13 protein-coding genes are annotated in these 14,267 nt (G+C 71.4%); 10 read left to right on the top strand and 3 right to left on the bottom strand.

Translation table 11 applies throughout. From position 1 onward, the window contains the following. Positions 1–145: 145 nt before the first annotated feature. Positions 146–994 (bottom strand): hypothetical protein, encoded by an 849-nt coding sequence (locus ACIP94_RS09210; protein ID WP_402421808.1) that lies wholly within the window; start codon positions 992–994, stop codon positions 146–148. Between the two features lie 71 nt (positions 995–1,065). On the opposite strand from ACIP94_RS09210, the gene ACIP94_RS09205 reads away from it, so the two are divergent. From ACIP94_RS09205 to ilvD, 4 genes are all read left to right on the top strand, one after another. Continuing rightward, positions 1,066–1,998 (top strand): Ppx/GppA family phosphatase, encoded by a 933-nt coding sequence (locus ACIP94_RS09205; protein WP_402421805.1) that lies wholly within the window; start codon positions 1,066–1,068, stop codon positions 1,996–1,998. Positions 1,999–2,088: 90 nt separating this feature from the next. Continuing rightward, on the top strand, positions 2,089–2,913 hold the full coding sequence (locus ACIP94_RS09200) for a sugar phosphate isomerase/epimerase family protein (RefSeq protein WP_402421802.1): 825 nt from the start codon (positions 2,089–2,091) through the stop codon (positions 2,911–2,913). Between the two features lie 16 nt (positions 2,914–2,929). Next, positions 2,930–3,577: a TetR family transcriptional regulator gene (locus ACIP94_RS09195; protein ID WP_402421799.1), complete on the top strand. Its 648-nt coding sequence runs from the start codon at positions 2,930–2,932 to the stop codon at positions 3,575–3,577. A 127-nt stretch (positions 3,578–3,704) separates the two neighbouring features. Continuing rightward, entirely contained in the window at positions 3,705–5,558 is a 1,854-nt protein-coding gene (gene ilvD, locus ACIP94_RS09190; protein ID WP_402421796.1) for a dihydroxy-acid dehydratase, read from the top strand. 72 nt (positions 5,559–5,630) lie between these two features. On the opposite strand, the gene ACIP94_RS09185 is transcribed toward ilvD, so the two are convergent. After that, positions 5,631–7,811 (bottom strand): PQQ-binding-like beta-propeller repeat protein, encoded by a 2,181-nt coding sequence (locus tag ACIP94_RS09185; RefSeq protein ID WP_402421793.1) that lies wholly within the window; start codon positions 7,809–7,811, stop codon positions 5,631–5,633. 182 nt (positions 7,812–7,993) lie between these two features. On the opposite strand from ACIP94_RS09185, the gene ACIP94_RS09180 reads away from it, so the two are divergent. From ACIP94_RS09180 to proC, 6 genes are all read left to right on the top strand, one after another. Continuing rightward, positions 7,994–8,311: an SH3 domain-containing protein gene (locus ACIP94_RS09180; protein WP_402421790.1), complete on the top strand. Its 318-nt coding sequence runs from the start codon at positions 7,994–7,996 to the stop codon at positions 8,309–8,311. A 49-nt stretch (positions 8,312–8,360) separates the two neighbouring features. Further along, a complete protein-coding gene (locus ACIP94_RS09175; protein WP_402421787.1) occupies positions 8,361–8,852 on the top strand; it encodes an EamA/RhaT family transporter in 492 nt (163 codons plus the stop codon). Positions 8,853–8,904: 52 nt separating this feature from the next. Next, positions 8,905–9,681: a class I SAM-dependent methyltransferase gene (locus tag ACIP94_RS09170; RefSeq protein ID WP_402421784.1), complete on the top strand. Its 777-nt coding sequence runs from the start codon at positions 8,905–8,907 to the stop codon at positions 9,679–9,681. Positions 9,682–9,955: 274 nt separating this feature from the next. Next, entirely contained in the window at positions 9,956–10,807 is an 852-nt protein-coding gene (locus ACIP94_RS09165; RefSeq protein WP_402421781.1) for an ABC transporter ATP-binding protein, read from the top strand. Then, positions 10,804–11,577: an ABC transporter permease gene (locus ACIP94_RS09160; RefSeq protein WP_402421779.1), complete on the top strand. Its 774-nt coding sequence runs from the start codon at positions 10,804–10,806 to the stop codon at positions 11,575–11,577. Before ACIP94_RS09165 ends, ACIP94_RS09160 begins: the two co-directional genes overlap by 4 nt. Positions 11,578–11,688: 111 nt before the next feature. Next, a complete protein-coding gene (gene proC, locus ACIP94_RS09155) occupies positions 11,689–12,498 on the top strand; it encodes a pyrroline-5-carboxylate reductase (protein ID WP_402421777.1) in 810 nt (269 codons plus the stop codon). 44 nt (positions 12,499–12,542) lie between these two features. Here the strand turns inward: proC and trpS are convergent, their stop codons facing one another. After that, positions 12,543–13,541: a tryptophan--tRNA ligase gene (trpS, locus tag ACIP94_RS09150; RefSeq protein WP_402421774.1), complete on the bottom strand. Its 999-nt coding sequence runs from the start codon at positions 13,539–13,541 to the stop codon at positions 12,543–12,545. Between the last annotated feature and the right edge of the window lie 726 nt (positions 13,542–14,267).

Raw genomic sequence — 14,267 nt, 5'->3', positions numbered from 1 at the left:
GTGCGCGGGATGCGGTCCCCGGTCCATCGAACCGACGGGTACGGCCCCGGTCCATCGGCCCGACGGGTACGGCCCCCGGTTCATCGATCCGCACGGGGCACGGCCCCCGGCCCACCGGACGCGCGGGACAACCGCCGCGCGCCGTTCACTCCACGGGATCGGCGGGATGCGGTGCGACCAGCGGCAGTTGCGAAGCCAGGCGCTGCTCGCAGAGCTCGACCAGGCGGTCGTACCCCGCCTTGCCCATCAGCTCGGTCAGCTCGGCCCGGTAGGAGACGTACACCGGCTCGCCCGCGCCGTGCGCCGACGTCGCCGACGTGCACCACCAGTGCAGGTCATGGCCGCCCGGGCCCCAGCCCCGGCGGTCGTACTCACCGATGGACACCTGGAGCACCCGCGTGTCGTCCGGCCGGTCGATCCAGTCGTACGTCCGCCGGATCGGCAGCTGCCAGCACACGTCCGGCTTGGTCTCCAGCGGCTCGCGGCCCTCCCGCAGCGCCAGGATGTGCAGCGAGCAGCCGGCGCCGCCCGCGAACCCGGGCCGGTTCTGGAAGATGCACGAGCCCTGGTAGGGGCGGGTCTGCCGGGAACCCTCGTCGTCCACCGAGACCCAACCGGTCTCCATGCCCACGTCATGGTTCTGCCAGATCTCCGGCGTCAGCCGTGCCACGTGTTCGGCCACCCGCTTCTCGTCGTCCTCATCCGAGAAGTGCGCGCCCAGCGTGCAGCAGCCGTCATCCGCGCGGCCTGCCTGGATGCCCTGGCAGCCGCTTCCGAAGATGCAGTTCCAGCGCGAGGTCAGCCATGTCAGGTCGCAGCGGAAGACCTGGTCGTCGTCGGCCGGATCCGGGAACTCCACCCATGCGCGCGCGAAATCGAGCCCCTTCTCGTCGCTCACCTTCGGGGCCTTGGGGGATGTGGACGCCTTCGCCTGCGGAGAATCCTTCGATCCCTTGGAGGATTTGTCGGACTTCGCCTTTTTCGTCTTTGGCACGCCTCCAGGGTAAGTGGCTCCGCACCGCTTCAGGGACTGAGGATCGTCGTACTGGCAGTAGCGTTCCGTACATGAGACTCGGTGTCCTCGATGTGGGTTCGAACACGGTGCATCTGCTCGTGGTGGACGCGCACCTCGGTGCGCGCCCCCTGCCCGCGCACTCGCACAAGGCGGAGCTGCGGCTCGCGCAGCTCCTCGACGGCGACGGCGCCATCGGCCCCGAGGGCGTCGACAAGGTGATCGCCGTCGTCCTCGACGCCCTCCAGGCGGCCGAGGACAAGGGTGTCGAGGACCTTCTGCCGTTCGCCACCTCCGCGGTGCGCGAGGCGAGCAACGCGGACGACGTGCTGGCCCGGGTCAAGGAGGCCACCGGCGTCGAGCTCCAGGTGCTGACCGGCGAGGAGGAGGCGCGACTGACCTTCCTCGCGGCCCGCCGCTGGTTCGGCTGGTCGGCGGGCAAGCTGCTCGTCCTCGACATCGGCGGCGGCTCGCTGGAGATCGCCTACGGCATCGACGAGGAACCCGACGCGGCGGTGTCGCTGCCGCTGGGCGCGGGCCGGCTCACCGCGGGCTGGCTCACCGGCGATCCGCCGGAGCCCGAGGACGTCAGGGCGCTGCGCCGCCATGTGCGCGCCCGGATCGCCCGTACGGTCGGCGAGTTCAGCCGCTTCGGGGAGCCGGACCACGTCGTCGCCACCTCCAAGACCTTCAAGCAGCTCGCCCGCCTGGCCGGGGCGGCGCGCTCCGCCGAGGGCCTGTATGTGCAGCGCGAGCTGAAGCGGGAGTCCCTGGAGGGCTGGGTGCCGCAGCTCGCCGGGATGACGGCCGAGCAGCGCGCGGACCTCCCGGGCGTCTCCGAGGGCCGGTCGGCCCAGCTCCTCGCGGGCGCGCTGGTCGCGGAGGGCGCGATGGACCTGTTCGGTGTGGAGACCCTGGAGATCTGCCCGTGGGCCCTGCGCGAGGGCGTGATCCTTCGCCGCCTGGACCACATGGCGGCGGGGTAGCGGGTGCCACCCGGCGCTGTGCGCCTTCCCACACCCCGCCCTGCGCGACCGGCCCTCCATGTCAAGGCGCCGCCCCGTACCCTGTCCCTCGTGGCAGAACCAGCGGTGCGCATCCCGGATGCGAAGGTCGCCCTGTCGACGGCCTCCGTCTACCCGGAGTCGACGGCGACGGCCTTCGAGATCGCCGCGCGCCTCGGGTACGACGGGGTCGAGATCATGGTGTGGACCGATCCCGTCAGCCAGGACATCGAGGCGCTGCGCCGGCTCAGCGACTACCACCGGATCCCCATCCTGGCCGTCCACGCGCCCTGTCTGCTGATCACCCAGCGCGTGTGGTCCAGCGATCCCTGGGTCAAGCTCCAGCGCGCCCGCACGGCCGCCGAGAAGCTCGGCGCGGGCACCGTCGTCGTCCACCCGCCCTTCCGGTGGCAGCGCCAGTACGCCCGCGACTTCGTCGCCGGCATCTGGCGCATGGCGAACGAGACGGATGTGCGGTTCGCCGTAGAGAACATGTACCCGTGGCGCTACCGGGACCGGGAGATGCTCGCGTACGCCCCCGACTGGGACGTCACGAGGGACGACTACCGCCATTTCACGATCGACCTGAGCCACACGGCCACGGCCCGGTCCGACGCGCTTCAGATGCTCGACCGCATGGGCGACCGCCTCGGCCATGTCCACCTCGCCGACGGCAACGGCTCCAACAAGGACGAGCACCTCGTTCCCGGCCGCGGCACCCAGCCCTGCGCGGAGGTCCTGGAGCGCCTCGCGCACACCGGCTTCGACGGGTACGTCGTCATCGAGGTCAACACCCGCCGCGCGATGTCCGCCGCCGAGCGCGAGGCCGACCTCGCCGAGGCGCTCGCCTTCACCCGCCTGCACCTCGCGTCCGCCGCGAAGGTGTCCCGCGGGTGAGCGGGGTGGTCCGTCCGTGACCGGGACCACCGGAGGGTCCGGGACGACGGGAGCGGGTCCCGTCCGCCGCGGCAGGGGACGGCCCAGCCGCAGGGAGACGGCCACGGCTCCCGCCACCCGCGACCGCATCCTGGAGGCGGCCCGCGAGGAGTTCTCCGAGCGCGGCTACGAGAAGACGTCCGTCCGCGGCATCGCCAAGGCCGCCGGGGTGGACTCCGCGCTCGTGCACCACTACTTCGGCACCAAGGAACAGGTCTTCGAGGCCGCCATCGAGGTCGCCGTCGCGCCCGCCCTGAGCGCGCCGGACGCGCTCGCCGAGGGCCCCCGCGAGGCCGTCGGCGAGCGCCTGACCCGCTTCTTCTTCGGCGTCTGGGAGAACTCCGCGACCCGTGCGCCGCTGCTCGCGATCGTCCGCTCCGCCGTGAACAACGAGACCGCGGCCGCCGTCTTCCGCCGGCTGGTCGTCGCGCAGCTGCTGCGCCGCATCTCCGGGCAGCTCGGCCTGCCCGACGCGGAACTGCGTGCCGAGCTGGCGGCCGCGCAGCTCGTCGGGGTCGCGATGCTGCGGTATGTGATCAAGGTGGAGCCGCTGGCGTCGGCCGACTTGGAACAACTGGTGGCGCGGCTGGCGCCGATGGTGCAGGGACATCTGACCAACCCCTGAGAACGACGGCCCGCGCCCCGCCGCGTTCCTGAAACACTCGTCCCGTATCGCGGACAGTCGTGTCCGTCCCTTGGAGCACCGGCGTACGCTCGACGTGAGTCAGAACTCTCCGAAGGAGCGAGCGACGATGCCCGAGCTGAGGTCCCGCACAGTCACCCACGGCCGCAACATGGCGGGCGCCCGCGCCCTGATGCGTGCCTCCGGTGTACCCGGTGCGGACATCGGACGGAAGCCGATCATCGCCGTCGCCAACTCCTTCACGGAGTTCGTCCCGGGCCACACCCACCTCCAGCCGGTCGGCCGGATCGTCAGCGAGGCGATTCGCGAGGCGGGCGGCATCCCGCGCGAGTTCAACACGATCGCCGTGGACGACGGCATCGCGATGGGCCACGGCGGCATGCTCTACAGCCTCCCCTCCCGCGATCTGATCGCGGACAGCGTGGAGTACATGGTCGAGGCCCACTGCGCCGACGCCCTGGTCTGCATCTCCAACTGCGACAAGATCACCCCGGGCATGCTGATGGCGGCCCTGCGCCTGAACATCCCGACGGTCTTCGTCTCGGGCGGCCCGATGGAGTCCGGCCGCGCCACCCTGGTCGACGGCACGGTCCGTACGCTCGACCTGGTCGACGCGATCTCCGACGCCGTGAACGACAAGGTCTCCGACGAGGACATCCTCCGTATCGAGGAGAACGCCTGTCCGACCTGCGGCTCCTGTTCCGGCATGTTCACGGCCAACTCGATGAACTGCCTGACCGAGGCGATCGGCCTCTCCCTCCCCGGCAACGGCTCGGTCCTCGCCACTCACACCGCCCGCCGGGCGCTGTACGAGGACGCGGCCCGCACGGTCATGGACCTGACCCGCCGCTACTACGAGCAGGACGACGAGACCGTCCTGCCCCGCAGCATCGCCACCTTCTCGGCCTTCGAGAACGCGATGGCCCTCGACATCGCGATGGGCGGCTCGACCAACACGATCCTGCACCTGCTGGCCGCCGCCCAGGAGGCGGGCGTCCCGTTCGGCCTCGCGGAGATCGACGAGGTCTCGCGCCGGGTGCCGTGCCTGGCGAAGGTCGCCCCGAACGTGGCCAAGGACCGGACCTACTACATGGAGGACGTGCACCGCGCCGGCGGCATCCCGGCCCTGCTGGGCGAGCTGCACCGCGCGGGCCTGCTGAACGAGGACGTCCACGCCGTCCACAGCCCCTCCCTCGCGGACTGGCTCAAGACCTGGGACGTCCGCGGCGGCTCCCCCTCCCCCGAGGCGGTCGAGCTGTGGCACGCGGCCCCCGGCTGTGTGCGCTCCGCCGAGGCGTTCTCCCAGTCCGAGCGCTGGGAGGCGCTGGACGTGGACGCCGAGGGCGGCTGCATCCGGTCGGCCGAGCACGCGTACTCCAAGGACGGCGGGCTCGCGGTCCTCAAGGGCAATCTCGCGGTCGACGGCTGCGTGGTGAAGACGGCGGGCGTCGACGAGTCGATCTGGACCTTCGAGGGCCCCGCGGTCGTCTGCGAGTCGCAGGAGCAGGCCGTCGAGAAGATCCTCGCCCAGCAGGTCAGGGAGGGCGATGTCGTCGTCATCCGGTACGAGGGGCCCAAGGGCGGCCCGGGCATGCAGGAGATGCTGTACCCGACCTCGTATCTGAAGGGCCGCGGCCTGGGCAAGGCGTGCGCGCTGGTCACGGACGGCCGCTTCTCCGGCGGCACCTCGGGCCTGTCGATCGGTCACGCCTCTCCGGAGGCGGCCTCGGGCGGCACGATCGCCCTGGTCCGGGACGGCGACCGCATCCGCATCGACATCCCGAACCGCACGATCGACCTCCTGGTCTCCGACGAGGAGCTGGACACCCGCCGCGCCGCCCTGAACGGCGTCTACGCCCCCGCGGAGCGCGACCGCAAGGTCTCGGCCGCCCTGCGCGCCTATGCCGCGATGGCGACGAGCGCGGACAAGGGCGCGGTGCGCGACGTGTCGAAGCTGGGCTGAACCACGTGACGGAGCCGGGCTGACCGGCGACGCGCGAGGGGGCCGCTCCTTCGGGAGCGGCCCCCTCGCATGTCACCAGAGCGACGGATCACGCCCGTCCACCCCGAAGACCGTGCCGTCGGGGGCGCCCGCGTAGACATGACCGTCGACGATCACGGGCTCCGGCAGCGCGGCCGTCACCCGGTCGGCATGGGGGCCGAGGCGCGGCCGGGTCTGGCCGAGGAGCCGGCCGTCGCCCGCGTCGAAGGCGAGCAGCCGTCCGTCGGCCGCGGTGAAGTAGACGTGCCCGCCGTCCGCGACCGGCGCCGAGCCGCGGCTCACGGACGTCTCGACATGCCAGAGCTGTCCGCGCCGGTCCATGTCGACGGCCTCCAGCGTGCCCCCGGCGGCCAGCAGATAGACGGTGCTGCCGTGGACAGTGGCATGGGCGTCGTCCAGGGGGAAGGGCAGCGCGACGGCCCGCGTCGACCTCGACCCGGGGGTGTAGCGGACCACGGCTCGGGCGCGCCCGTAGACCGGGTCCTCGGAGAGGAGGAAGACGGACCCGTCCGCGCTCCCGAACGGCCTGAGGTTCCCCTTCATACGGGCATCCCAGCGCACTTCACCCGTCTCCGCGTCCACCGCGGTGACCCGTGTGCCCGACCCGTCGTCGGACGTGCTCACGGCGTACGCCAGCGGGTCCCCGGTGAAGGAGGTGAAGTACGGCATGCTCTGGCCGGGGATCCGGTGGCTCCACTCGGTCTTCCCCGAGGCGCTGTTGACGCCGGTGACCGTCCCGTCGGTGCCGGTGAGCAGGAGCATGCCCCCCGCCTGCCGCATCCCGTTGTAGGCGGGCATGTCCCGGTCCCAGCGGGTCCGGCCCGAACCGGGATCCAGCGCCTCCAGGCGCCGGTGCCGGGCCGGCAACGGCTGGACCAGACCGCCCGAGAGGACCGGTGGACCGCTGCGGACGGCCGGGGCGTACCTGTGCCGCCACACCAGGGAGCCGTCGGACGGGTCGAGGGCGAAGACCAGACCGGACTGTCCGCACAGCAGCTCTTCCGCACCGTAGGAGCACTGCGGCACAGCACTGTCCCCGGACGTCGGCTTCGCCTCCCAGGTGCGGAACGCGGCCGGCGTGGTGCGGGGACCGGCCGGAGCGGGACCGCCGTCGTCGAACAGCCGGACGGCGGACCATGCGCCGCCCACCACGAGACTGAACGCTCCCGCCACCAGAGCCATCCGGCTGAGCAGGCCCCGGGGCCGCCGGCCCGGCCTGCCCGCACGGGATTCGGGCGGCGGCTTACCGTCCGGCGTGTCACCCGGGGTGTCACTCGACAGTTCACCCGTCGTGTCACCGGGAGCGTCGTTCGACAGGTCACCCGGAGTGCCGCTCTGTGTGTCATCGGTGCGCTGGGCCGGTATGAAGGCCTGTGTGTCGTACGACGCCGCCACCGACCGCAGTTCCCGCATCAGCTCGTCGGGAGTGGGCCGGTCCTCGGGCTCCTTGGCCAGGCAGCGCTGGACCAGCGGCGCGAGGCTCTCCGGCACACCGGTCAGATCCGGCTCGTCGTGCACGACCTGGTAGGCGACGATATACGGGCTGTCGGAGTCGAACGGCCCACGGCCCGTCGCCGCGTGCACCAGGACGGACCCGAGCGCGAAGATGTCGGCGGCCGGACCGACCTCCCTCGGCCGACGGAACTGCTCGGGCGCCATGAAGGGCGGCGTGCCGATCAACTTGCCGGTCTCCGTGCGCAGTTCGCTGTCCTTCGGCCGGGAGATGCCGAAGTCGATGACCTTCGGGCCGTCCTCGGCGAGCAGCACGTTGCTCGGCTTCAGATCCCGGTGCACGACCCCGACCCGATGGATGTCGCGCAGCGCCTCGGCGAGCCCGGCCATCAGCCGGCGCAACTGGGCGGGCGCCATGGGCCCGTTCCGCTTCACATGGTCGGACAGGGTCGGACCTGGGATGAACAGCGTGGCCATCCAGGGCCGCGCGGCCTCGGGATCGGCATCGACGACGGGTGCGGTGAAGGCACCGCTCACCCTCCGGGCGGCGGCCACCTCCTGCCGGAAACGTCCTCTGAACTCCGGGTCCTTGGCGAACTCGGCGTGGACGACCTTCACCGCGAGCTTCAGCCCCGAGGTGCTCCGGGCCAGATGCACCACACCCATGCCACCGGAGCCGAGGCAGGACTCCAGGCGGTAGTGACCGGCGTACTCGGGAAGTTCCGCTTCCGCGCCCGCTCCGGTGTTGCGCTGTGGCGCCATTGGACCACCCCCGTGACTGTTCGTCCGCGCGCGCGACGCACGGAGCCTAGTCGATGACTCGTGCGAGTCGGAGGCGGCTTGCTAGCCTCCACGGGCGTGTCACACAGCTGTGTTTCGTGGCGTGACGCGGGGGAATCAACGGGACCCCATGAGGTCATGGGGCTCAACGGGGGAGGTATTCCATGTCTGTCGACCAGGTCGGAGAAGCCCGGCACGACGGCGTGACGGAGTCTGTCGCGACCGCCGCGGCCGTGCGCTACTACTCGGTGGCCCCGGGCGTCCAGCTCCGCGTCCGCAGCGGCCCCGGCACCGGCTACGGCGTCGTCCGGACCCTGCCCGAGGGGGCCAAGGTGCCGATCTACTGCCAGACGCCGGGCACGACGGTCACCGGCCCGTACGGCACGAGCAACATCTGGGACAGCATCGACGACGGCGAGTACGTCGCGGACGCGTATGTGCACACGGGCAGCGACGGCTACGTCACCTCCCGCTGCGGCTGAGCCGGACCGGGGGCGGGGTCCTGCCCGCCGCCGGGGTGATAATCGACGCGTGAGCGACGACAACGGCACTCCGGACACCCCCCGCGGACCCCGCCCCGAACCGATCCGCTTCTTCGGCACGACCTGGGTGGACCACGACGGCGGCTACGGCGCCCGCCGCGCGGCGGTGGCCGTCGGCTCACTCCTGGCCGCCGCCGTCTCCTGCCTCGTGCTGCGCTTCGCCTACCAGGGCCTGGAGATCGCCGACGTCGGCGGCCTCGTGACCCTGTTGGTCGTGGTGATGTTCGCGGTGTGCAGCGCGCTGGCCTTCGGCCACACCTGGGGAGCCTTCACCAAGCGCCCCGACCCGGAGCGCCAGTCCTCTCTCCGAGGCCTGCTCGCGATCGGCTTCCTCGGCTCACTGCTCGCCTACTTCGTCCGTTCGCTGGCCGAGGCCCCCGGCGAGAAGCTGCACCGCGAGGAGTACGACGAGGCCCGCGCCGCCCATGAGAAGCGCACGTCGCGCCGTACGGGGAACCCGGCCCGCAAGCGCCGCTCCTGACCCTTCTCCCCGACTCGCCGTGCCGGCCGCCGCGGCGCGCCACCATGGGCGTATGACCGCGCCCTTCCGCTCCCTGCGAGCCCACTCCTTCAACGCCGCCGCGGCCCAGTACGCCGCCAACCGACCCTCCTATCCGCCCGTCCTCTTCGACGCGCTGGAGGAACTCGCCGGCCGCCCCCTGACCGGCGCCCGCGTCGTGGACATCGGAGCCGGCACCGGTATCGCCACCGCCCTCCTCAGGGCCAGAGGCGCGCGGGTCCTCGGGATGGAGCCCGGCGAGGGGATGGCGGCCCAGTTCCGCCGCACCCTGCCCGAGGTGCCGCTGCTGCGCGGCGACGGCAACGCCCTCCCGCTCGCCACCGCCTCCGTCGACTTCCTCACCTACGCCCAGGCCTGGCACTGGACCGACCCCGCCCGCTCGGTCCCGGAGGCCCTGCGCGTCCTGCGCCCGGGCGGCGCGCTCGCGCTGTGGTGGAACATGGATGCCCCGGACGTGCCCTGGATCTCCGCGCAGGCGGAGCGCATCAAGCGGTACTTCGGCGCCGAGGACGCCACCAAGAACGGCGCCGGCGGCACCCGTACCGAACTCGCCTTCGAGGGCGCCCCCGAGGTCCCGGCCCACACCCACCGCGTGGTGCGCTGGAGCCGTACGGTGCCCGTCGACATCCACCTCGCCAACATCGGCAGCCACTCGCTCTTCCTCGTCCACGGCGAGGAGGGCACCCGCACCTTCCTCGCCGGGGAACGGGAGCGCCTGCTCGAGGACTTCCCGGACGGCTTCGTGGAGGAGGTCTACGACGTGGAGCTCATCGTGGCGCGACGTCCGTAGCCCCGAGGTGGCCGCCCGAGCTCGGGCCGAAGCCGCCGGGCGCCGGGCGCGGGTGAGGCGGTCAGGCCGAGCCCACGCGCCCACCCGGCCCGGCGGCCTTGTCCGCATCGACTCCGCAGTCCGCATCGACTCCGCAGTCCGCATCGACCCCAGGACCCTCTGCCGGGACTTCCTGCCAGGACTCCCTGCCGGAACCCTCCGTCAGACCTCCGCCCCTTGACGACCAGAACCCCCGCCCCTTGACGACCGGACCCGTGCGCGTCATATTCATCGCATGATGAATAAACGCCGCGCCCACCCGCCCGGCCCCGACGCGCCGGCCTCCGCCCACGCCACACCCGCCACATCCCTCACCTCCACCACACCCGCCGTCCACGCCGACCGGCTCACCGTCCGCCGCGGCACCCGCACGGTCCTCCACGACCTCGGCTTCACCGTGCCCCGCGGCCGGATCACCGGTCTGCTCGGCCCGTCCGGCTGCGGCAAATCGACCCTCATGCGGGCGATCGTCGGCACCCAGGCCAAGGTCACCGGCACCCTGGAGGTCCTCGGCCTCCCCGCCGGCTCCGCCCCCCTGCGCTCCCGCATCGGCTACGTCACCCAGGCGCCCTCCGTCTACGCGGACCTGACGATCCGCCAGAACCTGGACTACTTCGCCGCGATCCTGGACCCGGGCCGCGCCGCCGCCGGCCGCCGCCACCACAACGTCACCCGGGCCATCGCCGACGTCGACCTCACGTCACACGCCGACTCCCTCGCCGGCAACCTCTCCGGCGGTCAGCGCAGCCGCGTCTCCCTCGCGGTCGCGCTGCTGGGCACCCCGGAACTCCTGGTCCTCGACGAACCCACCGTCGGCCTCGACCCGGTCCTGCGCCGCGATCTCTGGGCCCTCTTCCACCGCCTCACGGCCGACCGCGGCGCCACCCTCCTCGTCTCCTCCCATGTCATGGACGAGGCGGAGCGCTGCCACGGCCTCCTGCTGATGCGGGAGGGAGAACTGCTCGCCGACGACACCCCGGAAGGCCTGCGGGCCCGTACCGGCGCGGAGACGGTTGAAGAAGCGTTCCTGCACCTGGTGGACGAGGCGACGGCGCAGCGGACGGCAGGAAAGGAGACGGTCCGATGACCCTGGCCACCGCCCACCCGACCGCGAGGGCCCTCACCCTCTCCCGCGCGACGGCCACGGCCGCCCGCGTACTGCGGCAGCTCCGCCACGACCCGCGCACCATCGCGCTGATGCTGGTCGTCCCGTGTCTGATGCTGGTCCTGCTCCGCTATGTCTTCGACGGCAGCCCGCGCACCTTCGACTCCATCGGGGCCTCGCTCCTCGGGATCTTCCCGCTGATCACGATGTTCCTGGTGACGTCCATCGCGACCCTGCGCGAACGCACCTCCGGCACCCTGGAGCGCCTCCTCGCCATGCCCCTCGGCAAGGCCGATCTGATCACGGGCTACGCCCTCGCCTTCGGCACGCTCGCGATCGTCCAGTCTGCCCTGGCCACCGGCCTGGCCGTCTGGTTCCTCGGCCTGGACGTCACCGGCTCGCCCTGGCTGCTTCTGCTGGTGGCCCTGCTCGACGCCCTGCTCGGCACGGCCCTCGGCCTCTTCGTCTCGGCCTTCGCGGCCTCGGAGTTCCAGGCGGTCCAGTTCATGCCGGCGGTGATCTTCCCCCAACTCCTGCTCTGCGGCCTCTTCACCCCTCGCACGGACATGCATCCCGTGCTGACGGCGCTTTCCGACGTCCTGCCGATGTCGTACGCGGTGGACGGCATGAACGAGGTGCTCCGCCATACGGACATGACGACGGCGTTCGTCCGGGACGCCCTGATCGTCGCGGGCTGCGCGCTCCTGGTGCTCGCACTGGGAGCGGCGACCCTCAGGCGTCGCACGGCATAGGGACGGCGCGGGACCCGTTCGGTGTCCCGCCCACCGGACAACCCGCCCCGTACGCCCACCCCGGTGCGAGGATGAACCCGGACGACGCAACCCCCGGAGGGCACCCGCACCATGACCCAGAAAGTCGCAGTCCTCGGCACCGGAAAGATCGGCGAGGCCCTGCTCAGCGGAATGATCCGAGCCGGCTGGGCCCCCGCCGACCTTCTGGTCACCGCCCGCCGCGGGGAACGGGCCGAGGAGCTCCGCAGCCGCCATGGCGTCACCCCGGTCTCCAACGCCGAGGCCGCGAAGACCGCCGACACCCTCATCCTCACCGTCAAGCCCCAGGACATGGGCGCGCTCCTCGACGAACTCGCGCCGCACATCCCCGCCGACCGTCTGGTCATCAGCGGCGCCGCCGGCATCCCCACCTCCTTTTTCGAGGCACGCCTCGCCGCCGGCACCCCCGTGGTGCGCGTCATGACGAACACCCCCGCCCTCGTCGACGAGGCCATGTCCGTCATCTCGGCCGGAAGCCACGCCACCGAGGCCCATCTCGCACACACCGAGGAGATCTTCGGAGCCGTCGGCAAGACGCTCCGCGTTCCCGAGGCCCAGCAGGACGCCTGCACCGCCCTGTCCGGCTCGGGCCCGGCCTACTTCTTCTATCTGGTCGAGGCCATGACCGACGCCGGCATTCTGCTCGGCCTGCCCCGCGACAAGGCCCACGACCTGATCGTCCAGTCCGCGATCGGCGCGGCGGTCATGCTCCGCGACAGCGGGGAGCACCCGGTGAAGCTCCGCGAGAACGTCACCTCCCCGGCCGGCACGACGATCAACGCCATCCGCGAGCTGGAGAACCACGGGGTACGCGCGGCACTGATCGCCGCGCTGGAGGCGGCCCGCGACCGCAGCCGCGAGCTGGCGTCCGGCAACAGCTGACGGGTCTGCCCACCGCCGGGGGACCGGCGGTGGGCAGCGGTCCCTCACCCGGCCGGCAGCAAACCGATCGCCCGGTACGCCGCGTCCACCTGCGGTCGGGCCATCCCTCTGGCCCGTTCCGCACCGGCCCGCAGCACCCCGTCCACATACCCGGGATCCGCACACAGCTCCTTGTGCCGCTCCTGCACCGGCCGCAGCACCTCGACCACGGCCTCCGCGGTGTCCTTCTTCAGAGCGCCGTACGACCCGTAAGCGCCGCTCAGCTCCTCGGGGTCGCCTCCTTCACAGGCGGCCAGGATCTCCAGCAGGTTCGTCACCCCGGGGCGGGCCTCCCGGTCGTACACGACGTCCGATCCGCTGTCCGTCACGCCGCGCATGACCTTCCTCCGCACCACGTCCGGCTCGTCGAGCAGATAGACGATCCCCGGCCCGGAGTCGTCCGACTTCCCCATCTTCGACGTCGGGTCCTGAAGGTTCATGACCTTGGCCGCGACCTCGGGGCGAGTCGCCCGGGGCACCGTGAAGGTGAGCCCGTAGCGCTGGTTGAAGCGCACGGCCAGATCCCGGGTCAGCTCCACATGCTGGGCCTGGTCGTCACCCACGGGCACCTCGTCGGCCCCGTAGGCCAGGATGTCCGCCGCCATCAGCGCGGGATACGTGAGCAGCGACAGCCGCACACTCCCGCCCCGCTCCCGCTCGCGCGTGGATTTCTCCCGGTACTGGATCATGCGCCGCATCTCGCCATCGGTGGCCACGCACTCCAGCAGGTACGACAGCCGCGTGTGCTCGTCCACATGACTCTGTACGAAGACGGTGCACAGCTCGGGATCGAGCCCCGCCGCGAGCAGCAGCGTCGCCGCCTGGCGGCTGAGCCTGCGCACCCGTGCCGGATCGTGGTCCACGGTCAGGGCGTGCAGATCGACGATGCAGAAGAGGGCGTCGGACTGGTGCTGGTCCACGTCGACCCACCGCCGCATGGCACCCAGGTAGTTGCCCAGCGTCAGGTGCCCGGTCGGCTTGACCCCACTGAAGACCCGTGTCATCTCTCCACCTTCTGGTCGGGGCCGCCGCTGCCGGCCCGCCGCCTCTTGTGGAGGAGATATGAGAACGGCCGCCGAAGCGGCGGCCGTTGAGCGCATACGTGAGTCCGGCCGCCGTCAGGCGGCCCACCACTGTCGGATGCACGTACGCGAAGTCATGGACTGGAGCATACGCCTGCCCGGGACCGTGGCGAGCGGAGTTGACACACCCCAGGCAGACCCGTAAAGTTCTTCGGGTTGTCCGACGTGAGCGCCGACTCCGGTCGGTCCCCGGACAGCCACTCCGCAGGTACCCACCGATCAATCGGCGCTCTGTCGCCGTGCACTTCGGCGTGCGTATTTTCGGAATGAGGAATCCGCGTTCGAAGCTTTACGAGGACGCAGCCCCCGATTAGCTCGGGAGCAAGGAATCCGCTAAAGTCTCACTCGTCGGAACGGCCCAAGGGCTGGGAGGACGCCCCCGGTTGACTGGGGATCAGGACCCGAAGGGATCGAAAGAGCCCGGAAGGATCTGATAAAGTCGGCAGCGCCGGAAGGCCGAAAGGCCGGAAAGCGCCGAGGAAATCGGATCGGAAAGATCTGATAGAGTCGGAAACACCGAAGGGAAGCGCCCGGAGGAAAGCCTGAGAGAGTCTCTCGGGTGAGTACGAAGGAAGCGTCCGTTCCTTGAGAACTCAACAGCGTGCCAAAAGTCAACGCCAGATATGTTGATACCCCGTCTCCGGCCGG

The organism is Streptomyces sp. NPDC093261, assembly GCF_044753645.1.
GTDB lineage: Bacteria > Actinomycetota > Actinomycetes > Streptomycetales > Streptomycetaceae > Streptomyces.
Note: the sequence above shows the minus strand (reverse complement) of the source record. Positions and strands in the feature narration are given on the sequence as shown.